General features: G+C 55.0%; 29 protein-coding genes and 1 tRNA gene. 7 read left to right on the forward strand and 23 right to left on the reverse strand.

Annotated features, from left to right (window positions below):
* Positions 1-13: 13 nt before the first annotated feature.
* Positions 14-960, reverse strand: a protein-coding gene (locus tag HEQ18_RS09685) for an IS630 family transposase (protein WP_432814446.1) whose coding sequence is annotated in 2 segments (ribosomal slippage) — positions 14-621 and positions 621-960 — 948 coding nt in all. Because the reading frame shifts where the segments join, the coding sequence is not laid out codon by codon here.
* A 241-nt stretch (positions 961-1,201) separates the two neighbouring features.
* Between HEQ18_RS09685 and HEQ18_RS09690 the strand changes: the two genes are divergently transcribed.
* The gene (locus HEQ18_RS09690; protein WP_432814559.1) at positions 1,202-1,501 is read left to right on the forward strand and encodes a trimeric intracellular cation channel family protein; all 300 of its coding nucleotides are present in this window, start codon (positions 1,202-1,204) and stop codon (positions 1,499-1,501) included.
* Here HEQ18_RS09690 and HEQ18_RS09695 read toward each other — a convergent pair.
* Complete coding sequence (locus tag HEQ18_RS09695; protein WP_296196955.1) at positions 1,498-1,950, reverse strand: Lrp/AsnC family transcriptional regulator; 453 nt, start codon at positions 1,948-1,950, stop codon at positions 1,498-1,500. The two genes, HEQ18_RS09690 and HEQ18_RS09695, sit on opposite strands and share 4 nt — an antisense overlap.
* A gap of 73 nt (positions 1,951-2,023) precedes the next feature.
* On the opposite strand from HEQ18_RS09695, the gene HEQ18_RS09700 reads away from it, so the two are divergent.
* Positions 2,024-2,647 (forward strand): LysE family translocator, encoded by a 624-nt coding sequence (locus HEQ18_RS09700; protein ID WP_296196958.1) that lies wholly within the window; start codon positions 2,024-2,026, stop codon positions 2,645-2,647.
* Here the strand turns inward: HEQ18_RS09700 and msrA are convergent, their stop codons facing one another.
* The 17 genes from msrA to HEQ18_RS09785 form a co-directional block, all read right to left on the reverse strand.
* Positions 2,648-3,349 (reverse strand): peptide-methionine (S)-S-oxide reductase MsrA, encoded by a 702-nt coding sequence (gene msrA / locus HEQ18_RS09705; RefSeq protein ID WP_432814560.1) that lies wholly within the window; start codon positions 3,347-3,349, stop codon positions 2,648-2,650.
* Entirely contained in the window at positions 3,346-3,501 is a 156-nt protein-coding gene (locus tag HEQ18_RS09710; protein ID WP_397605225.1) for a hypothetical protein, read from the reverse strand. The genes msrA and HEQ18_RS09710 overlap by 4 nt, the downstream gene beginning before the upstream one ends.
* Positions 3,502-3,629: 128 nt before the next feature.
* On the reverse strand, positions 3,630-4,832 hold the full coding sequence (locus tag HEQ18_RS09715) for a pyridoxal phosphate-dependent aminotransferase (RefSeq protein WP_432815986.1): 1,203 nt from the start codon (positions 4,830-4,832) through the stop codon (positions 3,630-3,632).
* A gap of 80 nt (positions 4,833-4,912) precedes the next feature.
* Positions 4,913-6,664 (reverse strand): aminodeoxychorismate synthase component I, encoded by a 1,752-nt coding sequence (pabB, locus tag HEQ18_RS09720; protein ID WP_432814561.1) that lies wholly within the window; start codon positions 6,662-6,664, stop codon positions 4,913-4,915.
* A gap of 14 nt (positions 6,665-6,678) precedes the next feature.
* Positions 6,679-6,752: transfer RNA gene (locus HEQ18_RS09725), tRNA-Gly, on the reverse strand.
* 53 nt (positions 6,753-6,805) lie between these two features.
* Positions 6,806-7,651, reverse strand: coding sequence for an S-formylglutathione hydrolase (fghA, locus tag HEQ18_RS09730; RefSeq protein ID WP_432814562.1), 846 nt, complete (start codon positions 7,649-7,651; stop codon positions 6,806-6,808).
* Positions 7,648-8,154, reverse strand: coding sequence for a prolyl-tRNA synthetase associated domain-containing protein (locus HEQ18_RS09735; RefSeq protein WP_432814563.1), 507 nt, complete (start codon positions 8,152-8,154; stop codon positions 7,648-7,650). Before HEQ18_RS09735 ends, fghA begins: the two co-directional genes overlap by 4 nt.
* Positions 8,155-8,167: 13 nt before the next feature.
* Positions 8,168-8,548 carry a VOC family protein gene (locus HEQ18_RS09740; RefSeq protein ID WP_432814564.1) on the reverse strand — a complete coding sequence of 127 codons (381 nt, stop codon included), beginning with the start codon at positions 8,546-8,548 and terminating at the stop codon, positions 8,168-8,170.
* An 18-nt stretch (positions 8,549-8,566) separates the two neighbouring features.
* Positions 8,567-9,679 carry an S-(hydroxymethyl)glutathione dehydrogenase/class III alcohol dehydrogenase gene (locus HEQ18_RS09745; protein ID WP_432814565.1) on the reverse strand — a complete coding sequence of 371 codons (1,113 nt, stop codon included), beginning with the start codon at positions 9,677-9,679 and terminating at the stop codon, positions 8,567-8,569.
* A 327-nt stretch (positions 9,680-10,006) separates the two neighbouring features.
* The gene (locus HEQ18_RS09750) at positions 10,007-10,780 is read right to left on the reverse strand and encodes a molybdopterin-dependent oxidoreductase (RefSeq protein ID WP_432814566.1); all 774 of its coding nucleotides are present in this window, start codon (positions 10,778-10,780) and stop codon (positions 10,007-10,009) included.
* Positions 10,777-11,616, reverse strand: a complete 840-nt coding sequence (locus HEQ18_RS09755; RefSeq protein WP_432814567.1) for a cytochrome b/b6 domain-containing protein — start codon at positions 11,614-11,616, stop codon at positions 10,777-10,779. Before HEQ18_RS09755 ends, HEQ18_RS09750 begins: the two co-directional genes overlap by 4 nt.
* Before the next feature lie 39 nt (positions 11,617-11,655).
* A complete protein-coding gene (locus HEQ18_RS09760) occupies positions 11,656-12,588 on the reverse strand; it encodes a ParB/RepB/Spo0J family partition protein (RefSeq protein WP_432814568.1) in 933 nt (310 codons plus the stop codon).
* Positions 12,585-13,364, reverse strand: a complete 780-nt coding sequence (locus tag HEQ18_RS09765; RefSeq protein WP_397605604.1) for a ParA family protein — start codon at positions 13,362-13,364, stop codon at positions 12,585-12,587. The genes HEQ18_RS09760 and HEQ18_RS09765 overlap by 4 nt, the downstream gene beginning before the upstream one ends.
* Positions 13,361-14,029, reverse strand: coding sequence for a 16S rRNA (guanine(527)-N(7))-methyltransferase RsmG (gene rsmG / locus HEQ18_RS09770; RefSeq protein WP_432814569.1), 669 nt, complete (start codon positions 14,027-14,029; stop codon positions 13,361-13,363). The genes HEQ18_RS09765 and rsmG overlap by 4 nt, the downstream gene beginning before the upstream one ends.
* Positions 14,026-15,897 (reverse strand): tRNA uridine-5-carboxymethylaminomethyl(34) synthesis enzyme MnmG, encoded by a 1,872-nt coding sequence (mnmG, locus tag HEQ18_RS09775; protein ID WP_432814570.1) that lies wholly within the window; start codon positions 15,895-15,897, stop codon positions 14,026-14,028. Before mnmG ends, rsmG begins: the two co-directional genes overlap by 4 nt.
* Before the next feature lie 68 nt (positions 15,898-15,965).
* Positions 15,966-17,261: a tRNA uridine-5-carboxymethylaminomethyl(34) synthesis GTPase MnmE gene (gene mnmE / locus HEQ18_RS09780; RefSeq protein WP_432814571.1), complete on the reverse strand. Its 1,296-nt coding sequence runs from the start codon at positions 17,259-17,261 to the stop codon at positions 15,966-15,968.
* A gap of 7 nt (positions 17,262-17,268) precedes the next feature.
* A complete protein-coding gene (locus HEQ18_RS09785) occupies positions 17,269-17,529 on the reverse strand; it encodes a DUF6489 family protein (RefSeq protein ID WP_432814572.1) in 261 nt (86 codons plus the stop codon).
* A gap of 89 nt (positions 17,530-17,618) precedes the next feature.
* Between HEQ18_RS09785 and HEQ18_RS09790 the strand changes: the two genes are divergently transcribed.
* Entirely contained in the window at positions 17,619-18,329 is a 711-nt protein-coding gene (locus HEQ18_RS09790; protein ID WP_432814573.1) for a dienelactone hydrolase family protein, read from the forward strand.
* Positions 18,330-18,365: 36 nt separating this feature from the next.
* On the opposite strand, the gene HEQ18_RS09795 is transcribed toward HEQ18_RS09790, so the two are convergent.
* The 4 genes from HEQ18_RS09795 to hemE all read right to left on the reverse strand — a co-directional run bounded on the left by HEQ18_RS09795 (position 18,366) and on the right by hemE (position 22,095).
* The gene (locus tag HEQ18_RS09795) at positions 18,366-19,091 is read right to left on the reverse strand and encodes a YjbE family putative metal transport protein (RefSeq protein WP_432814574.1); all 726 of its coding nucleotides are present in this window, start codon (positions 19,089-19,091) and stop codon (positions 18,366-18,368) included.
* A 23-nt stretch (positions 19,092-19,114) separates the two neighbouring features.
* Entirely contained in the window at positions 19,115-20,371 is a 1,257-nt protein-coding gene (rho, locus tag HEQ18_RS09800) for a transcription termination factor Rho (RefSeq protein ID WP_397602529.1), read from the reverse strand.
* A 217-nt stretch (positions 20,372-20,588) separates the two neighbouring features.
* On the reverse strand, positions 20,589-21,032 hold the full coding sequence (locus HEQ18_RS09805; RefSeq protein ID WP_432814575.1) for a CopD family protein: 444 nt from the start codon (positions 21,030-21,032) through the stop codon (positions 20,589-20,591).
* A gap of 31 nt (positions 21,033-21,063) precedes the next feature.
* On the reverse strand, positions 21,064-22,095 hold the full coding sequence (hemE, locus tag HEQ18_RS09810) for a uroporphyrinogen decarboxylase (protein WP_432814576.1): 1,032 nt from the start codon (positions 22,093-22,095) through the stop codon (positions 21,064-21,066).
* Between the two features lie 302 nt (positions 22,096-22,397).
* Here hemE and HEQ18_RS09815 point away from each other — a divergent pair, with 302 nt between their 5' ends.
* From HEQ18_RS09815 to coaE, 4 genes are read left to right on the forward strand one after another with little or no spacing between them, the layout of a single operon-like run.
* A complete protein-coding gene (locus HEQ18_RS09815) occupies positions 22,398-23,231 on the forward strand; it encodes a pyruvate, water dikinase regulatory protein (protein WP_432814577.1) in 834 nt (277 codons plus the stop codon).
* Complete coding sequence (locus HEQ18_RS09820) at positions 23,228-23,824, forward strand: Maf family protein (protein WP_397605613.1); 597 nt, start codon at positions 23,228-23,230, stop codon at positions 23,822-23,824. Before HEQ18_RS09815 ends, HEQ18_RS09820 begins: the two co-directional genes overlap by 4 nt.
* A complete protein-coding gene (locus tag HEQ18_RS09825; protein ID WP_432814578.1) occupies positions 23,821-24,630 on the forward strand; it encodes a shikimate dehydrogenase family protein in 810 nt (269 codons plus the stop codon). The genes HEQ18_RS09820 and HEQ18_RS09825 overlap by 4 nt, the downstream gene beginning before the upstream one ends.
* Positions 24,627-25,226, forward strand: coding sequence for a dephospho-CoA kinase (coaE, locus tag HEQ18_RS09830; protein ID WP_432814579.1), 600 nt, complete (start codon positions 24,627-24,629; stop codon positions 25,224-25,226). Before HEQ18_RS09825 ends, coaE begins: the two co-directional genes overlap by 4 nt.
* Positions 25,227-25,238: the final 12 nt, after the last annotated feature.

Raw genomic sequence — 25,238 nt, forward strand, 5'->3', positions numbered from 1 at the left:
GAGCGTTTGTCGATCATTCTGGGTCATATCCGCATGAGCTGAAGTAATTGGCGCATTCGTGGGGCTGGAAGATATCGACGAGGTTGCCGATCCGGGTCCAAAGGCCACTCACGGTTCGTTCTTCTGCCTTTCGCAGCATTGCTTTGAGTTTGGAAAAGGCCTTTTCGATTGGATTGAAGTCGGGGCTGTATGGCGGCAAGAACCGTAGTATTGCGCCCGCGGCCTCGATCCGTTCGCGCACTGATACCCGTTTGTGGCTGGACAGGTTGTCCATGACGACGACGTCACCGGGCCTCAGTTCCGGTACGAGCACCTGGGTGACATAGGCTTCGAACCAGTCTCCGTTGATCGGACCATCCAGCACCATCGGCGCGACCATGCCGGTCATGCGAAGGCCCGCCACCAGTGTGGTCGTTTTGCGGTGGCCATGCGGCAAGCCCATGCGCAGGCGTTCGCCTTTGGGGCAGCGGCCATGGCTGCGGGTCATGTTGGTCGCAGTCCATGTTTCGTCGATGAAGACGAGGCGCTCCGGGTCCAGATCGATCTGGCCGTCGAACCAGTCGTGCCGTTGCTTCAGGACATCGGGCCGGTCCTGCTCGATGGCATGGCCAGTCTTTTTTTACGCGTCATGCCACGGCGCACAAAGAAGCGGTGAAGCCCGGCCACAGAGACGGTCAGGCCCATCTCGGCCAAGCCCGTGCGTAACTCTTCAAGGGTGATATCCTTTCGTGCCGCCCAAAGAGCCAAAATATCGTCACTGCGCTCTTCAACCCGCCGCGAACGCATATCACCACCTTGAGGCCTCGGTGCAAAGCTGCCGGTCTCGCGCCGCTGCGCGTGCCAGCGGATCGCCGTCGATGGCGCAACGCCAAAGCGGGCAGCTGCCCCGCGACAACTCATACCGTCATCAACCGCCGCCAAAAGCCGCGAACGCAAATCCATCGATAGTGGTTGACCCATCCATGCCAGCCTCCTTCACCGGCACCGATACTGAATCAGAAATCACGGCCGATGGGAATCCCCTTTCGATTCAGACGGCTCGAAAAACGCTCTAATAGGCGCGCCGGTATTTTGGGTACAGGATTGGCGCTTTGCCGCCACCTGTCTCATCACTGCAGGGCTGGTCTGGGTCACACCGCGCACTGTCTGGAACGCCCGAGCGCTCGACTGGTTCGACGCGGTTGGTATCGCGATTTACGCTGTGTTCGGCACTTGGAAATCGCTCACTCTTGGGGTGCCTTTGTTGCCCGCCATGATGATGGGCGTCATCACCGCTTGTGTTGGCGGCATCATCCGTGATGTCTTGGCGGGTGAGCCTTCCATTCTGCTTAAACCTGAAATTTACGTGACTGCTGCCGCTTTGGCGGCGGGGTTGTTCGGCTCGCTGTTATGGGTCGGCCTGCCTATTTTGCCTGCTGCAATCATCAGCGCCTGTGCTGGATTTACGCTTCGCGCCATGGCGATTTTAAAGGGTTGGGCGATACCGGCTTACAAGAACTAAGCCCGTTCGTCCTTAGACGAATCCATGACGATATAGGATATGATGCTCGACACTTGCGGAAGCGTGCCCAGCACTTCGGTGTGAAAATATTTATACGCCGCCAAATCCCGCGCCTCAATGCGCAACAGATATTCGACGGTGCCTGTGATGTTGTGGCATTCCCGCACTTCGGGCGCGGAGGCGATTGCGGTTTCAAAGCCCAGTTGTGAATCTTTGGTATGTTTCGACAAGCCAACGAGCACATATGCGATAAAATGGATACCCATTGCTTGCGGGGACAGCACCGCGCGGTAACCGCTAATTACCCCTGCCCGCTCCAGCTCTTGCACACGCCGTAAACAAGCCGAGGGCGAGAGCCCGACTTCATGCGCAAGGTCAACATTACTCATTCGGCCGTCGCGGGTCAAAGCACGCAATATTTTTGCGCTTATGATGTCAATATCCGTCATTTGTTGCAAATTTTGGCGAAATACGCGCAATAACGCAAGGACATTCGGCCCATATTTCGCTATTTTGCCGATTATGATGACAACCGAAATTTTCACCGCACTTGCAATTTTTGCGCTTGTATCCTCGATTACCCCGGGACCGAACAACCTGATGTTAATGACATCGGGTATCAATTTCGGTTTGCGCCGGACGGCGCCGCACATGCTTGGCGTCGCTGGCGGTTTCACAGTTATGATCATTTTGATCGGACTTGGCATCATGCAGGTTATCGAAGCCGTGCCGGGATCTATGACCTTTATCACGATCCTAAGCGGACTGTACCTGCTGTATATGGCATGGAAAATCGCAACGACGGATACGTCGCTAGCCCGAGATTACGCCGCGACAGCAAAGTCAAAACCGTTCACCTTTTTGCAGGCTGCGCTGTTTCAATGGGTGAACCCAAAAGCATGGACAATGGCGCTGACGGCTATCTCGGCGTATGCGCCAAAATCGCAGGGCTGGATTGGCGTGTTGATGGTGGCCGCTGTGTTTGGAGCGATCAATTTACCGGCCACAGGCACTTGGGCCGTCATGGGCGCAAAAATGCGCAGGTTTTTTGGCGATCCCGTGCGATTAAAAACATTCAACATCATCGCCGCTATTTTACTGGTTGCGTCGCTCTATCCAATGGTCGCTGGACTGCTGGCAAAATAGTTAGCGATAATATTCCGGAAACAGCTTTTTAAGATTGGTGATTTTTGGCTTATCCCATTGGACAATATAGGGATGCCTCGGATTTTTCGCCATGAAGTCCTGATGATAGGTTTCGGCAGGAAAGAAGCTGAAAGGCTCAAGCGTTGTGACGATAGGCTTCTGCCAATACGCCGCCTTATCCAATTGCGCGATGTAGGCGCGCGCGGCATTTCGCTGCGCAGCATTGGCGGGGAAGATGGCCGTGCGATATTGCGTGCCTCGGTCCGGCCCCTGGCGGTTCAATTGCGTTGGATCATGCGCCACCGAATAGAATATATGCAGCAAATCATTATAGCTTACGCCCGTCGGGTCATAATAGATCCGCACCGACTCCGCGTGCTTCGTCTGCCCTGCACTGACCAGATCGTAATCGGCTGTCGCTTTGGTGTCGCCTGAATAGCCGGACTCAACGCGGGTGACGCCCTTCACACGCTCAAATACAGCCTCAATGCCCCAAAAGCAGCCACCCGCAAATATAGCGACCTGTTGGGTTTTAGGCTCGACGATGCGGGCGGCAGGTGCAGCTATACGGAGGCCCTCAGCGGCAACTGCGCTGCCAATTGGTGTTCCAACGTCGGATCCACATGCAGTGACAAGGCCAAGCAGCAGCGCCGCATTCAGCGTGAGAAAAATGCGCTTAGGCGAATTACGAACCTTTTTCATGATGCGCCGATGGTAATGGAATGCGCGGCTTCAACCGCCTTATGGCTGGCAATGGCAGGCTTTACCAACGTCAGCCCCGCCACACCAAGGGCAAATCCACCCAAGAGGCTCAGGAACAGGTCCGACCGCAGAAAGTTGAAAATGCCGTCCATCTCTTATCTCTCTTTTCAGGTGCCCAATTTAGAAACTGCAACAGATACGCAATAGGGCTTCCAAAGGTTTCAAGCAGAGGGCGGATTAAACGCAGCTTAACGCGTTCCATTTCCCCTATTTGGCGCGCTTAGGTCAGGGCGGCGCAGGCGGTTTGAATACGCAGACATGCTTCCTTCAAAATGTCCGCCGATGTGGCATAAGAAATCCGGAAACCCGGGGATAAACCAAATGCCCCACCATGCACCGCCGCAACGCGATATTCGTCGAGGAAATAATCGATGAGATCAGCGTCGGTTTGAATGATTTTACCCTGCGGTGTTTTCTTACCCATCACGCCCGAAGCGTCTGGATAGACGTAGAAGGCACCTTCGGGAGTAGGGCAGCTGAGCCCGGGTGCATCGTTCAACATCGCCACCACAAGGTCCCTGCGTTCACGGAAGGCCACGTTGCGCTCGCGTAGGAAATCTTGCGGGCCGTTCAACGCCGCCAAAACGGCATATTGGCTGATCGAGCAAGGGTTGCTGGTCGACTGCGACTGCAAATCGGCCATGGCTTTAATGAGCCACGCTGGCCCCCCTGCATAGCCAATCCGCCAACCCGTCATCGCATAGGATTTCGATGCGCCATTCATGGTCAGCGTGCGGTCATACAAGTCTGGACAGACTTGAAGCATCGTCGCAAACGGCTTGGGCGCGTACCAGATATGCTCATACATATCGTCGGACAGCAGCATGACATGTGGATGTTTCAAAAGCACTTCACCAAGCGCTTTGAGTTCCTCCGCATCATAAGCCGCGCCGGTCGGGTTCGATGGCGAATTCAAGATGAGCCAGCGCGTTTTTGGCGTGATTGCAGCATCAAGCTGCTCCGGCGTCATTTTGTAATTCTGCGCTGCCTTTGCCATCACGATAACAGGCGTACCGCCGGCAAATTGCACAATGTCGGGATAGCTTACCCAATATGGCGCAGGGATGATAACTTCGTCGCCGACATCAATGGTGGCGACAAGCGCGTTGAACAAGGTGTGCTTACCGCCTGAGTTTACGGTGATTTGCTTTGGCGTATAATCGATATTGTTGTCGCGCTTGAACTTGGCGATGATCGCCTGCTTAAGCGGCGCGATGCCATCGACGGCAGTATATTTCGTCATGCCGTCACGGATCGCCTGAATAGCGGCATCCTTGACGAAGTCTGGCGTGTCAAAATCGGGCTCTCCTGCGGACAGGCCGATGACATCAATACCTTGCGATTTCAGGTCAATTACGCGACCCGACATGGCTAGCGTCGCAGATGGAGCAATCCGCCCGAGGGCAGCCGACAGATGGTCAATCATCATCATACTTTCGCGGAATTATTGAGCTGAAAATGCGTGACTGCCCCTAATGGCTCGTCAAAAGTTACGCAACCCTCTTAGGGACAGGGCCTAGCTCTTATCAATCCGCGCACGCTGTTACCGACCCAGAATCCATCAGACAGGTCCTCTATCCTCAGGTCGACTTCTTCCGCCTTGCCCGACTCAAGCAGTTCACGGCGCAATATGGAGGGCAGCAGCCCGGTTTCCAGTCGCGGGGTCAACAACTTGCCATCGCGCTCGACAAATATAGCGGTAATGCTCCCTTCGGTCAGCAAGCCGTCGCGGCGCACAAAAACCACTTCGTCGCAATCTGGCCGTGATGTGCGCGCATCATCGTAAAAGGCGCGGTCGGAAATTTTATGCCGCAGCCGGAAATCACCTGCATCGACGGGCAACGGCACCACAGCAACCCGCCACTCGGTTACATCTTCCAACGGCCGAATCTCAACTGCCTGTGCGCCATGCCGCGATACCATCATGCGGATTTTGGAGAGACGGTCGAGATAGAAAATACTTGCATGTAAGCGGTTACGCAGTTCGTGCCGGTCAAATTCGAAGCCAAAGGACGCCGCGCTGGATTTCATCCGTTCAAGATGATCCTCTAGCCGCAAGATACCCGCCATGGGTTCAAACCGCATCGTTTCGATAAGGTCAAAACCATGATTCTCCACTTTGGCGAAATCCCCCTTGGCCAAACACTCGGCCCATTCATCTGCTTCTATGGAATCGGCTACCACGCCAGATCCTAAGCCAAGCGAGAGGGACTGTGCTTCTTCACACACCGTAAATGTACGAATAGCAACGTTGAATGCGGCGTCGCCATTGTCATCTATCCGGCCGATGGAACCGCAATATATGCCACGGGACGCAGCTTCGACCTCTTCGACCACTTGCATGGCGCGGATTTTCGGTGCCCCGGTGATGGAGCCACAGGGAAATAACGCCTCTATGACGTCAATGGCATCATGCTCCTCGGCTAGAACGCCGGTGACCGTAGAGGTCATCTGGTGCACCGTGGGATAGCTTTCAACATGGAAAAGTTCCGGTACCTTTACGCTGCCCGCCGAGCAGACGCGCGATAAGTCATTACGCAACAGATCAACAATCATCAGATTCTCGGCCCGTTGCTTTGGGTCCATACGCAAATGCGCGGCGGCCCGTATATCCGCCATCGGATCGTTCGATCGCTGCGCCGTCCCCTTCATGGGTTTCGTCGTTATCTTGTTGTCTTTCAACGCAAAAAATAGCTCCGGAGAGAAAGACAGATAATGTGTCTGTCCGGTCCAGATCACGCCCCCATAGCCAGCGCGGGCCCGCGTGCGCAACGCGGCGTATAAAGCCAAGGGATCGCCAGCGTAATCAGCCGTCAACGGGAATGTCAGATTGGCCTGATAGATATCGCCGGCGCGGATATATTCCTGCACCGTGGTAAAGGCCCGGCTATAGTCATCGCGCGATATGCTCGGACGCAGTTCAGACAACCATGCGCCAACAGGGTCGGGTAACAGTGACGTCACGACGTCTGTGTCTATAGTACTGAAATTATTGAATAATCCAAACCATGCCTGCAATCCCGATGGCGCAGGCGTCAGGCCAGGCAAAAGGTGAGCGCCAGCCTCATAGCCGAAAAATCCGGCCGCATGCAGGCCGGCTTGCTGCGCTTGCCGAAGCGAAACGAGGAGCGCGCTGAGCGCGTCAGCATCATGGGCTGTCAGGACTGCAACCGGATTTATATAAAGCCGTGCAGGTGATGCACCGTGCGTCCGCGCATCGTCAAGCAGAACAAAAGGCCCCTGCGTAGGGATCATGCGGTGGTTGTCGTTGGAGCGGGTGAGGGGAATCGAACCCCCGTATTCAGCTTGGGAAGCTGCTGCTCTACCATTGAGCTACACCCGCGCAACATGAGGTATTTTATCCTGCCAGATAGGATTTTGCAAATGGCCAAAACCCTAGCCTTTCAAGCGTTCAGCATGCCAAGTAAGATGCTGGCCCATGAAGGTCGAGATGAAATAATAGCTGTGGTCATATCCTGGCTGCATACGGATGGTCGCTGGCTGCCCCACGGCGGCACACTGCTCGGTAAGCAAATGCGTTTTGAGTTGTGCCTCCAAGAAATTATCATCACTGCCTTGGTCAACCAGAAGGTCCGGCAGGCGCGCGCCGTCAGCAATCAACGCAACGCTGTCATAGACGCGCCATTGGGCCCGGTCTTGCCCGATATAACCACCCAGCGCCTTTTCACCCCATGGGCAGCTCAAGGGTGACACTATCGGCGCGAGTGCGGACGTTGAACGGAACCGCCCCGGGTTCCGCAAACTGATGGTCAACGCGCCATGTCCGCCCATCGAATGCCCCATAATCGCTTGCCGTTGCATATCGGCGGGAAAATGCGCTGCAATGATGGTGGGTAGTTCATTTTCGATATAATCGCGCATGCGGTAATGCTGATCGAATGGCTTTTGTGTGGCATCGACGTAAAAGCCCGCGCCAAGGCCAAAATCATAAGCGGCTTCCGGATCGTCAGGAACGCCCTCACCACGCGGGCTGGTGTCCGGCGCGATAAAGATCAAACCCAATTCCGCGCAAGCATAGCGAAATTCGCCCTTCTCGGTCACATTGGCATGGGTGCACGTCAGGCCCGACAGAAACCAGACGATTGGAAGCTTTGCGCCCTCTTTATGTGGAGGTACATAGACCGAAAATGTCATATCGGTGCCCGTTGCCGCCGATGCATGGCGATACACGCCTTGAACGCCGCCAAACGCAACGTTGGTCGACACAGTTTCTATGGTCATGCTGGCTCCAATATCGGGATAGTTTTGATCAAGGGTGGGTGGTGCCAAAAGGTCAGCGCCCGGACAAGGTCATCGGGCGCAAGCCCAAGGGTCGCACTGTTGCGCAGCGGGTGACAATTGATAAGCCCCGCTGCCATCAACGATGCGTCAAGAACGAAGTGCACTTCGCCAGCAGCATCATTGATCGCGGCCAAGGCGGTTACGGAACCGGGCGTGATGCCCAGCAAGCGTTCCATATCCTCCGCCTTTCCAAAGCTGACGCGGCCGCACCCAACCGCAGCAGGCAACGCCTTTAGATCGACCCGCGCTTCTGCCGGAACGGTCACGAGATAATAGTCCCCCGCCTTGTCCTTCAGGAACAGGTTCTTGGTATGCGCGCCGGGAATGGAATCATTATGCGCGCTACTTTCGGCCACGGTAAAGACCGCCGGATGTTCATGGACTTTATAGGCGACGCCGAGCGCAGCTAGGTCATTATAAAGCTGCGCTTCGGCATCGGTCATAAAGTGGGTCTTATCAGTCCGTGACGCGGTGCAAGGCGCATAGCTTGTTGCCATCGGGATCGCGCAAATAAGCGAGGTACATTTTCATGCCATTGCCTTCGCGAATGCCGGGCGCATCTTCAATCGCCTCACCGCCATTGTCGACGCCAGCCTGATGCCAGGCATTGGCTTGGTCCGGGGTCATAGCAAAACCGACCGTGGAACCATTGCCATGCGTTGCCGGGTTGCCGTCGATTGGCGGTGTGACAAGAAACAGCGATCCATTGTGCATATAGATCAAACGGCCTTTAGGGTCCTGTATGCCGGGCTTCCCGCCCATGGCGGCAAAGGTTGCATCATAGAATTTCTTTGAACGGGCAATATCATTGCTGCCGACCATTATGTGACTAAACATATTCGTTTCTCCCTTGGATTAAAACACTACCACGCTGCGGATGCTTGTCCCCGCATGCATTAATTCAAACGCTTTGTTGATGTCTTCCAGACCCATGACATGCGTGATCATGGGGTCAATCTCGATCTTGCCGGTCATATACATATCGACAATCTTGGGCACATCGGTCCGGCCCTTGGCCCCGCCAAAGGCCGTGCCGCGCCAGTTGCGGCCCGTCACCAACTGGAACGGACGCGTCGCAATTTCCTTACCCGCCTCGGCCACACCAATGATGATGCTCGTGCCCCAACCGCGATGGCAGGCCTCCAGTGCGGTGCGCATGACTTCGGTATTGCCCGTGGCGTCAAAGGTATAATCTGCGCCGCCGTCGGTCATTGCCACGATCGCGGCGACCACATCTTCGCGGCTCATCCCCTTGGAATTGAGGAAGGCCGTCATCCCGAATTTGCGGCCCCATTCTTCGCGGTCTGGGTTGATATCGACGCCGATAATCATGCCAGCCCCTGCCAGACGCGCGCCCTGAATCACGTTGAGGCCAATACCGCCAAGGCCAAACACCACGATATTATCGCCGACCTGCACCTTGGCCGTGTTTACCACCGCGCCTACACCCGTGGTCACACCGCAACCGATATAGCAGCTCGACTGAAACGGCGCGTCTTCGCGGATTTTGGCAACCGCAATCTCTGGTAAAACCGTAAAGTTCGAAAAGGTCGAGCAACCCATATAATGAAATATCGTCTGGCCCTTATACGAGAAACGCGACGTGCCATCGGGCATCAGCCCCTTGCCTTGCGTCGCGCGGATCGCGGTGCACAGGTTGGTCTTGCCCGAAAGGCAGCTTTTGCACTGGCGGCATTCCGGGGTGTATAATGGTATCACATGGTCGCCCGCCTTGACACTGGTGACGCCTGCGCCAACCTCGCGCACAACCCCTGCGCCTTCATGGCCAAGAACGCTTGGAAAAATACCCTCGCTGTCCAAACCATCCAACGTATAGGCATCGGTATGGCAAATACCCGTCGCCATAATCTCCACCAACACTTCGCCTGCCTTTGGACCTTCCAAATCCAGCTCGACAATCTCCAATGGCTTCTTGGCTTCAAATGCAACGGCTGCGCGGGTCTTCATATTGATTGGGTATCCTTTTAATCCGTCACCGGCCTTTCCATTAACAGCGCGGCCACGCAAGCTTAGGGTCAGGACCACTTAAATCCACCTTCGCGGCGTCAAAATGGCAAAGATATCGAAGGAAAATGTCCGCCGCAGGCAGTTATTCTGCCTGCAAGGGCATTTTGTTTCGAGATCGAAGCCATTTTGGCGTCCCTCGGATTTGACCCATACTGTCCATTGCCGCGTTGGCAAGCTTGGACTTAGAACCACTAAGCCCTGCGCTTGCCGCCTTGCACTGAACAATATGGCCTCAAACCGCGAAGGTGGATTTAAGTGGTCCTGACCCTAGATTCCGGCATAATATTCATAGTCGCCAACATCCTCCCAATATCCACCCTTTCCACCATGGAATTTGGACAAGTCATCGGTCGCCTCAATGCGCATGACATATTTGGCATGCTTATATCCCAACTGCCGTTCGACCCGCAACCGAACGGGTGCGCCATATTTTACCGGCAATGTCTCACCATTCATGGCCCATGCCAATATGGTCTGCGGATGAAAGGCATCAATCACGTCAATCGATTCATAATATGGGCGTGCGCCGTAATTGTCCGCACAATGAAAGACGATATATTTTGCGCGCGTCGACAATTGGGCCTGCTGCAGCAAAAGGCGCAGCGGCGTGCCTTGCCATTGTGCAATCGCGCTCCATCCCTCAACACAGTCATGCCGCGTGATTTGGGTGCGTGCGGGCATCGCCCTTAGCGCCTCCAACCCAATGTCCATTGGATTGGCCACCATGCCATCAATACGCAACCGCCAGTCTGCGAAATTATTTTGCAGATGCGCGAGATAATCCGTCGATGTCCCTGTCAGCGAACCATTGGTTTTGAACACAGGCGAAATGTCCGACAGCGCAAATTCGGGCGCCAATGTCGCACGGTCAGTGAGCGTGCGGTGCGTCGCCTGATTGAGCTTTTCCGCCGCGCGCAATGTTGACCGAAAAGTTGCATTCTCATTCATAGCGTCGCAACCACCGAGAATCAGCGCGCTGCTGCCCAAGGTCACGCCGCGCAACACATCGCGGCGGCGGAATGATGCGCGGTCATCTGTCACGGCAGTGGCCCTCCCTGATCAGGTTTCTGCACGGCCATAGGCCGCCCTGTAAACATCGAACGGATGCCGTTAATCGGGCCAGAGAGCAGAACCATGATCAGGTGCGCCACCACAAACAGCGCCAGCAAAAAGGCCGCGATAAAATGCAGCGACCGTGCCGACTGCCGCCCGCCGAAGAGATCAAGCAACCACGGCCAAGCTGCGTTCATCGCGGGCGACATGGTGATACCTGTCAGGATTAACAGCGGTAGCAATAGGAATATCACGCCAATATAGCTGAATTTTTGTATAATATTATAATTACTTAAACCATATTTTTGACCCAAACGCAGCCGGGCATGATTTTTGATATCCGTCCAAATGGCAGAAAAGCTCCACTCCGCGCGGCGAACGTGCAAGTCCTTGCGGATATGACCGTTGAACAATGAGACCAGCATGAAGGCCGTCAGCCCCAGCGCGAAAGCCCAAGCAAAGGCAAAATGCCACCGCCGCGCAGCCGCCAAATCATAACCGGTCGGGATAGTTGCCCAGCCAGGAAAGGCGACCCGCCGAACCTTGTCATTTGTGCCCAAGGAAAGCCCCAATACGCCTGTTGTTTCGACTCGCACGCTTCCAATTCTTACAAAGCCAGTGGTGCGCGTATCGTCAATTTGCAGCCATGCATAATCTTCGCGTGAGCCAAAATCTCCCCAATATAAATGTGGGTGGGCGTTGAAGATCATAAGGCCGCTCATCAGCAAAATCGTCGCGACAAACGCATTCAACCAATGCCAGAGTCGCGTCGACAGACGGTGTCGCTTGGCCACATTCTGCGTCATGTCTTGCGTTGCATCCATAGATTGCTCCCACGCAAAGCCTATGCGACTATCGGGAGGCTAAAACTTCTCGCCTGTCAGCCGCTGACACAGCATGTCCAACTGGTCCAAGCTGCCATATTCAAACGTCACTGCGCCCGCGCCCGTATCATTCTTTTGTGCGATCCGCACCTTCAACCCCAAAAGATCGCCAAGATGCGACTCCACGGCACGGATGTCGGCATTATCCGGAAGGCCCGTGCCCGTGCCCTTGCGACTTTTCGTCTTTGGCGTGCGCTCTTGCTGCACCAGTGCTTCGGTTGCGCGGACCGAAAGGCCATTTTTAATGACCAGCATGGCCAACTGGACCGCATTGTCACTGCCTAGCAACGCACGCGCATGGCCCATGCTTAGTCTTTCTTCGATGACGAGGTCACGAAGCGTTTGCGGTAAATCCAGCAAGCGCATCATATTTGCGACATGGCTGCGCGACTTGTGCACCAGATCCGCCAATTCGGCAGCTTTGTGGCCAAAAAGTTCGGTCAGCTTTTTATAGGCTTCCGCCTCTTCCATAGGATTCAGGTCTTGGCGCTGTATGTTTTCAAGCAGCGCAATCTCAACCGTTTCCGTGTCGTCAAAATTACGAATGATCGCGGGTAAATCGTGCAATTGGGCGCGCTGGGCCGCCCGCCAACGGCGCTCGCCTGCTACAATTTGGTATCCGCCCTGATAGGGTCGCACGACGATGGGTTGGATAATCCCGTGCCGGGCAATACTTGCGGCCAATTCATCCAGTTTTTCATCGGAAAAATGCCGCCGTGGCTGATTGGGGTTGGGACGAATGTCGGTAACCGACAGGGTTGTCACGCCTTGGCTGCGCGCGTCTCGATCTACCGAGAAATTCGCAGAGGGGCTGTCGCCCCGCAACGCTTCGCCCAACAAGGCATCCAAGCCGCGGCCAAGGCCCATTTTCTTCTTCAAGGGTGACTTTTCGGACGAATTATCATTGCTCACGCTGCTAACTCCCGGACCGGCAGGCGGCCGATCAATTCTCGTGCAAGTTTCATATAGGCTTCGGAACCCGCGCAGCGATGGTCATACACCAACGCAGGAAGCCCATGGCTGGGGGCTTCTGACAATCGGACATTGCGCGGAATCACGGTATCAAACACAAGATCGCCCAAGCAACGGCGCACATCATCGGCCACTTGTTCCGTCAACCGGTTGCGTTTGTCATACATGGTAAGCGCTACGCCCAAGATAGACAGCGCCGGATTAAATCGACCCTGAATACGCTCCACCGTCTGTAATAATTGGCTTAAGCCTTCGAGCGCGAAAAATTCACACTGTAGCGGGACGAGAAGCGAGTCGACGGCGACCAGCGCATTGACGGTGACCAGCCCAAGCGAAGGGGGGCAGTCGATGAGGCAGATGTCCCAATGCCCGTCGGATTTGTCAAACGCCGCCTTTAGTCGTCCTGTGCGATCTTCATATTCGACAAGCTCGATTTCGGCACCAGACAGGTCGACGGTTGCTGGCACGATATCTAGGTTCGGAATCATCGTGGGAATGGCTGCATCCTTTAACGATGCATCGCCGAGCAACAAATCATAGCTGCTATGCACCCGTTGCGCCTGCTGTAGGCCAAGCCCGGTGGACGCATTTCCCTGAGGGTCGAGATCAACCAATACACAGCGCCAACCACTTGCGGCGAATGCAGTGGCAAGATTGATGGCAGTGGTCGTTTTTCCGACACCGCCTTTCTGATTGGCTATCGCTATCCGGATCATTTCTCTTGCCCCTGTGTTTCGAAGATGGCGCGCGCTTTGCGTTTCCCCGACAATGTGCCGACGAGAATGCCAGCCTCTTGGTCTGTTACACTGTCCATGATGCGGAAATTTCCGCCCCATTGCGCTTGCGCGCCTTCCCACTCCGCTTGTGCATTACGCCCCTTTGGCAATAGCCACAAAGTGTTATTTGTGGCGAAGCGCGCGGCAAGATCAAACAATTTCGGCAAAGGCGCAAAGGCACGGGCGCTGATGACCGCATAGGGCGCGGTTTCAAGACGCTCCAATGTCACGCCCGCCACGCGCACGCGGTGGGTCAGGTCCAACATTTCGACCGCTCTTTGCAGATAATCAATTCGGCGCGCACGCGATTCGACTAAGGTCACATGATAATTGGTTAGTAAGGCAATGACCAATCCCGGAAAGCCGGCGCCAGACCCAAGATCCAGCCAATTATTCTGTCGCGCAGATGCATCGGTAAACAGCAGCAACTGCGCACTATCGACGATATGGCGCGACCAGATATGGTCTAATGTCGAGGCCGATATCAAATTCTGGCTTTCGGCTTCCCGCTTCAGAAATGCCACGAATGTTTCGAGCGCATCCAATGTTTCACGTGAAACATTTAGGTGGGCCTTCAGCCAAGCAACGGCTTCGGTCTGCGTCATGCGGCTTGCGCGACAGCAATTTTGGCGCGCTTGGCGTGCACGAGAATGGCTGCAAGCGCAGCGGGCGTAATCCCCCTAATCCGTGAAGCGGCGGCCAAATTTTCGGGCATCGACGCCTCAAGCCGCTCAACCATTTCATGCGACAGACCAGATATGGCCCTATAGTCCATCAACGCCGACAGTTGAATGTGTTCATTGGCAGCCATGTCGTTTATCTCTGCCTCTTGCCTTGCCAAATAGGGCGCATATCGACCATCTTGTTCCAACTCCATGATCAGGTCCTGCGGCCAAGCTGCGTCATCCGATTCCAACAACTGGGCAAGCGATAGCTGGGGAAAGCGCAACCAGTCAAACAACGACATTTTGCCAGCGTCCTGCCTCACATCGATACCTTGTTTGATCAGGACATCGGCGCTGACTGTTTCCTGAAGCCTGCTTTGAAGTTCGCTCTGCTGCGAAAGCCGGTCCTGAAAAGCGGCCGCGCGCTCGCTGCCCACAGCGCCGACTGACATGGCCAGAGGTGTAAGCCGTGACGCAGCATTATCGGAGCGCAGGCGCAGGCGATACTCCGCGCGCGCCGTTAACATGCGATAGGGCTCCGTCACACCTTGCAGGGTTAGATCGTCGATCATCACCGCGATGTAGCTATTGGTCCGGTCCATAGGTGGCATGGGCTGCGCCAAAATCTTCGAAGCCGCGCCCATGCCCGCTAATAAGCCTTGGGCTGCTGCCTCCTCATAACCCGTGGTGCCGTTAATCTGTCCCGCGCAATACAGCCCCTCAAATCCGCGCACCGCAAGACTCGAATCTAAACAGCGCGGGTCGATATAGTCATATTCAACGGCATAGCCTGGCACGACAATCTCGCATTGTTCAAGCCCCGCCATGGACCGAACCATCGCCGCTTGAATATCCGTTGGCAGCGACGTTGAAATGCCGTTGGGATATATCAGATGGCTGTCGATGCCTTCTGGCTCCAGAAATACCTGATGTCCTTCGCGATCGCCGAATCGAAAAATCTTGTCTTCAATCGACGGACAATAACGCGGCCCCCTCCCCTCAATATCGCCACCAAAAAGCGGCGAGCGATGGAGGCCTGACCGGATGATATCGTGCGTTTGGGCATTGGTGCGTGACATTGCGCAGAATAATTGCGGCACAGACCGGCGGGGGCGCATCGATGACATTGTCCAATCATCATCATCGGAAGGCTGCATTTCCAAACGCGACCAATCAATCGTGCGCCCGTCAAGCCGCGGCGGGGTGCCCGTTTTCAATCGTGCGATGGGCAAGTCTGCGCCGCGCAATTGCTGCGCCAGCAGCATGGCGGATGCTTCGCCCAGGCGGCCGCCATCGAGCCGCTCTTCGCCTCGGAAAAGCTTGCCGCCTAGAAACGTTCCCGTGGCCAAGACCAGTGCGGCCGATGTGATGATGGACCCTTCGCCCAGAACCAAGCCTGCAACGCTTGTGGGTGCATTCGGCAGAAAATGCAGCGCCGCCGCTTCGGCTTCAACTATGTGCACATTCTCCAAACCCGCAAGCTGCGCTTGAATTGACGCCTTGAACAATTTGCGATCTGCTTGAATCCGAGGGCCCTGCACTGCCGCCCCTTTCGACGCGTTGAGCATGCGATAATGCACTGCCGCGTCATCGGCGGCGCGTCCAATCAGACCATCGAACGCGTCAACCTCACGCACCAAATGCCCCTTGCCCAGGCCGCCAATGGCTGGGTTGCAAGACATCGCACCGATCATATGCTTGTCAAAGCTGACCAGAGCGACCCGCAAACCCATGCGTGCAGCAACCGCCGCCGCCTCTGTCCCTGCGTGGCCGCCACCTACAACAATGATGTCGAAATCGGTCGTCATGCCTCGCGCATATACGAAGAATGTCCGCTGGTCAAAAAAGAGTGACAGCCTGTTTCACGTGAAACAGGCTATTTCCCCACGCAGAATTTTCCGAAGATAGTGTCGAGCAAGTCTTCAGTGTGCGCACGGCCTGTTAGAGCGTCGAGTGCGCGGCGCGCTTGCCGCAAGTTTTCAGCGATAATCAACCAGTCTGCGGAATCACTGCACGCCGCGAGCGCAGTTGCGGCGTCCTCCAAATATGCCCGTTGCCGCGCATTGATAGCAAACTGATCCGGCGGCGGCAGAAGCGTTTTGGCCCTTGCCGCCACTATATGGAGAAGCTCAGCGATGCCAGCGCCCGTCTGGGCCGAAACGGTTATGGCGTCGGCAGACTTTTCGGTATTGACTATGATGTCGCATTTGGCCGCTATCTCAATCAAATTCGCGTGGGTGGGCCCTGCACCTTCCGCGCCAAGCCATAGCAAAATGTCCGCCTGCTGCATGGCGGCGTGACTTCGGTCGATGCCGATGCGTTCGATGACGTCGGCGCTATCGTCGCGAAGGCCTGCTGTATCGGTGAACAACAAAGCCACCCCTTCGACCGCCACCGGCACTTCAATCATATCGCGCGTGGTTCCGGCAATATCAGAGACAATGGCTGCCTCCCGCCCAACCAGCGCATTTAACAAGGTCGATTTTCCGCTATTGGGCGGGCCGGCCAGGACGACGCGTAACCCATCCTTTAACTTTTCGGCAGGCGGACTGGCCAGTAATTGCGATATTTTTTGCCGTAATTCGTCGCAACTGTTGGTAATGGCTATATTATGTTGCGATTCTACGTCGCCTTCATCCGAAAAATCTAACTCTGCTTCGGTACGCGCAGACAGTTGAAGTATGTCTTGCCGATAGTCTTCAATCGCTGTGCTGAATGCCCCGCCAAACATCTTGGCGGCGGCGCGGCGCTGCCATTCGGTCTCTGCCGACAATAGGTCCGCCAAGCCTTCGGCTTCATTCAAATCCATTCGGCCATTGGCAAAGGCACGACGGGTGAATTCTCCGGCCTCTGCGCGCCGGGCTCCCGGAAAACTGGCAATGGCATTTTCAACGGCGCGCACCACGGCGCGGCCGCCATGGAGATGAAGCTCCACCAGATCTTCGCCTGTGGCCGTTTCCGGGCCGGGGAAGACGAGCACGAGCGCTTGATCTAATATTTCCTGCGTTTCTGGCGAATACAGGCTGCATAAGGACGCCCTTCGCGGTGACGGGACTCGTCCGGATAGGCCGCGCAAAATGTCAAAAGCCGCAGGTCCGCTGATCCGCATGATGGCAATAGCAGCCGGCGGCGCGCCGCTGGACAGCGCGAAAATCGTATCAGCTGTTTTCATCACACAGCTATTTTTTGTCGTTCTTGTTCAGACCCGACATTGCCGCCTTTGCACCTGTTTCCATCAATTGCTGAAACAATTGCAGCCCCATTTGCCCCATGGGCGCGATTTGCTTTCCCAGCTCCTGCAACTGGTCAATGCCGCCAGCGCCGTTCATAAGGTTGGTGACCTTCTCGACATAAGCCTCATTTGCTTTCGTGACATCGGGAAGTCCAAGAAACGCCCGGGCCTCTTCAGGGGAACAATCGATTTCAATGTTCATCTTCATGGGCCGCGCCCTCCTATTTGCCGATAACATCACTATAAAGACTAAGTCGAATCACGCAATTGCGGAGAATATCCGCTAAGGAGAATAAAATGGGTGAATATGTGAAGATTGACGCGCTGGGGGAGGATGCCGTTTTTCCCGTCTATGTCGCCGCGCCATCAGGTAGTGCGCGTGCCGCGATTATCGTTATCCCGGAAATATTCGGCGTGAATGCGGGCATTCGGCAGAAATGCGACCATTTGGCAGATGCTGGTTATCTCGCGGTCGCACCCGATATCTTCTGGCGTTTTGCACCGGGGGTGGAATTGAACCCCGATGTAGAGGCCGAACTTCAGGAGGCATTTGGCTATTTCGGTCAATATGATGTCAATAACGGGGTGCGCGATATCGAGGCGGTGATTCACGCCGTTCGCGGCGGACTACCCGGCCAAGCGCCAGTCCAAAAAGTCGGCGCTGTCGGCTACTGCTTAGGCGGGCGACTTGCGTATATGGCGGCAACGCGGACGGATATTAGCGCGTCGGTCGGCTATTATGGTGTCATGATAGACCAGATGTTGGACGAACGCCATGCCATCGCCCATCCGTTGATGCTGCATATTCCCACCGCTGACCATTTCGTCGGGCCAGAAGCGCAGGCCGCGATTCACGCTGGCCTTGGCAATCACCCAAAGGTGACGCTGTATGACTATGAAGGTCTTGACCATGGCTTTGCGGCGGAAATGGGCAACCGCAGGAATGTGGAAGGCGCAGAGTTGGCGGACGGACGCACAGCCGCGTTTTTCGCCGCGCATTTGGGCTGAAACTATAAGGGCTCCCTTCGAAGGAGCCCTTATCCGTTACAAGCCTGCAAAGCCCATGGCGTAAGGCTGCACTTCGCTCCAGCCTTCGACTATCATCTTAACCGCAACATAGACAATCACCACCAAGCCGACCCATGCGATCCAGCGGTACCGCTCAATATATTGCGCAATGATATTGGCCGCGATGCCCATCAGGGCGACCGCGAAAATCAGGCCGACGATCAGGATTCCGGGATGTTCGCGCGCCGCGCCTGCGACCGCCAGAACATTGTCGAGGCTCATCGATACGTCCGCAACTGCAACGCCCCATGCCGCACCTGCAAAAGTCTTGGTCGATTTCAGACCCGAATGTTCGTCACCCACGATTTCGGGCGATCCTGGCGATTCACCAGCATGGCCCTTAATATCGCGATACATGCGCCAGGCGACCCACAGCAGCAACAAGCCACCTGCGAGTACCAGACCAACGATACCCAGCAACCATGTCACCATAAGCGCAAAGATGATGCGCAGCACCAAGGCCGCGAGGACACCGATGAGGATGACTTTCTTACGCTGGTCCGCAGGCAGACCCGCCGCCAAAGCGCCCACAACAATCGCATTGTCGCCCGCAAGCACCAGATCGATCAACAACACCTGCATAAAGGCCGCAAAAGCCGCAGGTTCGGTAATGTTGGAAAAATCCTTGACGATGGCAACCCAAATATCAGCGGGCCCACCCAGATTAGTGACGGTCGAGGCGACCAAGAGAAAATCAATCACAACATAACTCCGGAATATCTGGCTTACTGATTCATCGAGTCAAAAAAGTCTTCGTTGGTCTTCGAATCCTTCATCTTATCGAGCAGGAATTCCATCGCGTCGATCGTGCCCATTTGCATGAGGATACGACGAAGCACCCACATTTTCTTGAGTTTGCTCTCCTCGACCAACAACTCTTCCTTACGCGTACCGGATTTGCCGACATCCAAAGCTGGGAAGATGCGCTTGTCAGCGACCTTACGATCCAGCACGATTTCGGAGTTGCCCGTACCCTTAAACTCTTCAAAAATAACTTCGTCCATGCGGCTACCGGTATCGATCAATGCCGTGGCGATGATGGACAAGGACCCACCTTCTTCGATGTTCCGTGCCGCGCCGAAGAAGCGCTTTGGACGTTGCAGGGCGTTGGCGTCGACACCGCCGGTAAGTACCTTGCCCGATGACGGAACGACAGTGTTATAGGCGCGGCCAAGGCGGGTGATGGAATCGAGCAAGATGACAACATCATGCTTATGTTCAACCAAACGCTTTGCCTTTTCGATTACCATTTCAGCAACTTGAACGTGGCGCGTTGCGGGCTCGTCAAAGGTGGAAGATACAACCTCACCCTTTACCGACCGCTGCATATCGGTCACTTCTTCAGGTCGTTCGTCGATTAAAAGAACGATCAAAAACACCTCAGGATGGTTTTCGGTAATCGCGCGTGCGATATTTTGCAGCAGCACAGTTTTACCTGTACGCGGCGGCGCGACTATCAGGGCGCGCTGGCCCTTACCCTGCGGGCTCACGATGTCGATGACGCGCGCGGACTTGTCCTTGACCGTCGGGTCAAGCGAATCGAGCGTTAGCTTTGAATCTGGATAAAGCGGCGTAAGATTATCGAAATTGACGCGGTGACGGACGACATCGGGATCGTCAAAATTGATCTTCATCACCTTGGTCAGGGCAAAATAACGCTCGCCGTCTTTTGGTGCACGAATTTCGCCTTCGACGGTGTCACCTGTACGCAAACCAAATTGGCGCACCATGTTCGGCGACACATAAATATCGTCCGGACCTGCCAAATAATTGGCCTCTGGCGAACGCAAGAAACCGAAACTGTCCGGCAAAACCTCAATCGTGCCAAGGCCCATGATCTGCTCACCATCTTCAGCAAGCTCTTTCAGAATCGCAAACATCAAATCCTGCTTACGCAAGGTAGACGCGCCCTCAACACCCAGCTCTTCAGCCATCGATACAAGGTCAGCGGGGTTTTTGCTTTTCAGCTCTTTCAAATGCATAGATAATTCCGTTAGATGGACCGTGAGTCCGCATTGTGGATGGGCAGATCGCCCGATGATATGACCGGTTTGTAAAAAGCCAACCGGTTGAATAATGAAAAGTTGATGGCGCGGTTGTTATGAAGGTCGCGCCGCATGCCCAGGACGGGCTTGAGCCGCTAAATACTCAGGTACGGGCGCAACGTCAACTCTCCTCAAAAAAGCCTGTAAAGAGCCGTCAAAACGGTTTGGCAACGACTAATATCACGATGATCGCCGACGCAATGCCGGGGACTTCGTTGAACAAGCGTAATTGCTTACCCGTTAGCCGCCGTTCGCCGTGCGCCAGTTTTTTCGCGTAACCAACGGCCCAGCCATGATAAGCCGACAGCCCCAACACAAACAGCAATTTGGCATGAAACCAGCCTTGCGCCATTGCGCCAATATTCCATGCCAGAACGAGCCCCAACACCCAGACGACAATGATGGAAGGATTGAGGATGATTTTGATTAGCTTGGATTCGCGGTCCACCCATTTGGCAGCCTCTTCTGATCCTTCCGCGCTTTCTTGATGATAAACAAAAAAGCGCGGAATCATGAATAATCCCGCCATCCAGAAAATGACAAAAATAATGTGGGCGGATTTCAACCAGATATACAGCACAGATAGAGTTTCCGTCATAAAAACGGCCTTTATGGGCTAGGTCCTGACCCTAAGCCTTGCGGACCAGATTAAGAAGCAATTCAACATTTTCGATTGGGGTATCGGGCAATATGCCATGACCAAGATTGAAGATATGTGGCCGGTCTTCAAAGGCGTTGAGGATATTCGTCACTGCATCCTTCAATACATCGCCGCCGGCAATCAACGCAAGCGGGTCAAGATTGCCTTGCACGGGAAGACCCTTGCGCAATTCGCGGTTGGCCCAATGCGGATCAACGGTTTCATCCAAGCCTATGGCATCCACGCCCGTCCCTTCGGCATAAGCCACAAGCTTTCCGCCCGCGCCTTTGGGAAAGCCGATAATGACGGCATTGGGATTACGGGCCTTTAACCGGCGGACGATTTCGGCATTTGGTGCAATGACCCATTTTGCAAATTGCGCGGGCGACAATGACCCTGCCCAACTGTCGAACAATTGCACAGCATCAACGCCGGCATCAATCTGATCACCCAAATAATCCACGGTTGCGCAAATGATGGCTTCGATCAGCGCTCCAAAGCGCTCAGGCTCCGCATGCGCCATTCTACGGGCCTCTGCTTGGTCTTTGCTACCCTGACCATGGACCATGTAGGTAGCAACCGTCCACGGGCTTCCAGCGAAGCCCAAGAAGGTTGTTTCGGGTGGCAGCTCTGCCGAAACCTTGCGAACCGTATCAATGACGGGGGTAAGCCGTTCAGGTGCTGGCACAAAATCTTCAAGCCGCGATTCCGCTAAGCGCGGAGCAAGCCGTGGACCTTCGCCCGTTTCGAACCAGAGGTCCTGACCCATGGCATGCGGGATCACGAGAATATCCGAAAACAGGATGGCACCGTCAAAACCAAAACGCCGGATCGGCTGCAAAGTGATTTCGCAGGCTGCATCGCTGTCATACGCCAGCGCCAGAAAACCGCCCTTTTTAGCACGCAATGCGCGGTATTCGGGCAGATAACGACCTGCCTGGCGCATGAGCCAAATGGGCGGGATAGCTTCTTGGTTGCCCCGCAGGACGTTAAGCAGTTTTTTCGGGCTGTGCGCAGACATAGAAACAAGAGAACCAATCAAAATAAATATTTATATAAAGGATGATGAAAGATGATGCGCTGTTGATAGTTCAGGCCTTAAAAGCTTTTGCGGATATTGCCAACATCTTGACGCGGGCGGACAAACGGGTGGAGCGGGATTCGTAAATTTGTTCCCCATTATCCACAGCCTGTGCATATGAGATTTCCGCTGTGGACAGGCTGTGTCCGAATCGAGCGGTACATTCGGGGTAATAGCTAAGAATGCACGCCGCAAAACTTGTCCCTTGATTTATCCCCAGCCTACCAACAAGACTGTCAGCCATGAGCCAGCGCTTTCATTTACATTTGTTATCGGATTCCACGGGCGAAACCTTGGAAAACATCGCCAAAGCGGCGTTGGCGCAGTTTGACGGCGCAGAAAATGTGGTCAAGCATTTCTGGCCCATGGTGCGTTCGGAAAGCCATTTGGACCGCATATTGACCGAGGTGGCCGCTAATCCCGGACTTGTGCTGTTCACTTTGGTGAATCGGGATACACGGCGCAAATTGGAAACGAGATGCAGGCTTTTGGGCTTGCCTGCGGTTGCTGCGCTCGATGCGGTGAGTGATGCCATGTCAAACATGCTGGGCCAGGAGGCCAAGGCGCGCCCGGGTCGGCAACATGTTATGGACGCTGCCTATTTTGCGCGTGTTGAGGCTATTCAGTTCACCATTGCCCATGACGACGGCATTAATGCGCAAAATTGGGAAGAGGCGGACATTGTGTTGGCGGGGGTATCGCGGACCTCAAAAACGCCAACAAGCATTTACCTCGCCAACCGAGGATATAAGACCGCGAATATCCCCATCGTGCCGGAATCGCCACCACCAATGATATTGTTTCAACTGAAGCACCCGATGGTGATTGGCCTTGTCACGAGCGCGGAGCGTTTGATTCAGGTGCGACGCAACCGTCTGCTGTCCTTGAACCAGTCACCCGATACCGATTATGTGGACGAAGAAAAAGTGCGCGCCGAAGTCGCCCATGCGCGGCGTATGTTTGCGGACAATGGCTGGCCCGTATTGGACGTGACCCGCCGGTCGATTGAGGAAAGTGCTGCGGCGATTATAAATTTGTTCAATGAACGCGAACTGGCGCAAGTGGTTGATTCATGAATCTTATCCTTGCATCACAAAGCGCTGGGCGCATCGCGATGTTGAACGCTGCAGGGGTATCCTTAGAAGCGGTTCCAGCCTTGGTTGATGAACAGAGCATCAAAGCATCACTGACCCAGGCTGGTGCCAAACCGCGCGATATTGCCGATGCCTTGGCAGAAGCAAAGGCGCGCAAACTGTCCCGCAAAATGCCCACCGCGATGGTGCTGGGATGCGATCAGATTTGCGTTGGTCCCGATGGATTTATCTTTGACAAACCCGAAACGCCCGATGACGCCCGCGCGCATTTGGCGCAGCTTTCGGGCAAGGTGCATCGGCTGATCAGCGCGGCAGTTATCTGCGAGCAAGGCGAACCTGTCTGGCGCGTTATCGACACCGCGCAGTTGACGATGCGCAACCTAAGTCCCCGGTTTATAGATACTTATGTCGAAACCTATTGGGATGAAATCCGCCACTGTGTCGGCTGCTACCGGATTGAAGCCGAAGGTGCGCAATTGTTCGCAAACGTCAGCGGCAGCCAGTTTACGATTATCGGAATGCCGTTGCTTCCACTGCTTGATTATCTGCGCATAAGAGGCCTTTTACCAACATGACATATTATGCCGAAGTGATCGGGCACCCGATATCGCATTCCAAATCACCGCTGATTCACAATTTTTGGCTTCAAGTATTGGGGTTGGTCGGTGATTATCGCGCGCAAGCAGTGCTACCCGATGATCTGGAGCGTTATTTTGCCGAGCGCGCTGCTGATCCCGCATGGCGCGGGTGCAATATCACGATACCGCACAAGATTGCGGCGCTCGATTTTGTGGCTGACCCGGGCGATGTGCGCCACTCGATCGGCGCGATTAACACGGTGTTTCGCAATGCCGCCGGCGCGCTTGTCGCGACCAATACGGACGTTGGCGGCTTTTATGGCCCCATCTCGGATATCCCCATATTAGGTGAAACGGCTGTTGTCATTGGTGCAGGGGGCGCAGCACGGGCCGCGCTCTTCGCTTTGGCGCAGGCCGATATCGGCGAAGTCGTTTTGGTTGCGCGCAACGGTTTGAAGGCGGCAGGTTTGCTCGCGCATTTCGGATTGAAAGGCAAAGTGATTGGTTTTGACGCCCACTTGCCTGAAGCGGCGTTGCTGGTGAATGCAAGCCCGTTGGGCATGGTCGGGCAGGAGAAGCTTGAGATTGACCTTTCCCCCTTGCCCGAACATGCCATTGTCTATGACCTTGTTTATGCGCCGATAGAGACGCCTTTGTTAAAAGCGGCCCGCAAGCGTGATTTGGAAACGGTCGATGGCCTGGAAATGCTGGTGGGGCAGGCCGCAATCGCGTTTGAATTATTTTTCGGCGTTGCTCCGCCCGAAGATAATGAGGATGCGTTGCGGGCATTGTTGTTGAAATGAAAAAGCCGATGATCATTGGCCTGACAGGATCAATAGGCATGGGTAAATCGGCGGTTGCGGCGATGTTTGCCGACGAAGGCGTCCCGGTTTTTGACGCCGATGCCGTGGTGCACGACCTGCAAAAGGCGGGCGGTGCGCTTGTGCCCTTAATTGAATCGGCCTTTCCCGGAACGACCGGGCCGCAGGGCGTCGATCGTAAAGCGCTTGGTGCTGCTGTTTTTGGCGACCGAGACCGGTTGGCATTGTTGGAATCGATTGTCCATCCCGCTGTAGCCGAACGCCGAAGGGCCTTTCTGGCATCGCATCAAGACGCGGATATGATATTGTTCGACATTCCCTTATTGTTTGAAAAGGGCGGGCAGGTTGGGGTCGATAGTGTCGTCGTTGTCAGCGCACCCGCCCCTGTTCAACGCGAACGTGTGCTCGCACGGGTTAATATGACGCCAGACAAATTCGAACATATTTTGGCGTTGCAAATGGCCGATGCCGAAAAGCGTGCCCGGGCCGACCATGTGATTGATACGGGCCAGGAACTAGAGGCAACGCGTGCCGATGTGCATGCCCTTGTGAAAAAGCTGCGGGTGGGACTTGCATAAGCGCTTAAACAG

Source organism: Sphingorhabdus sp., from assembly GCF_050921905.1.
GTDB lineage: Bacteria > Pseudomonadota > Alphaproteobacteria > Sphingomonadales > Sphingomonadaceae > Sphingorhabdus_B.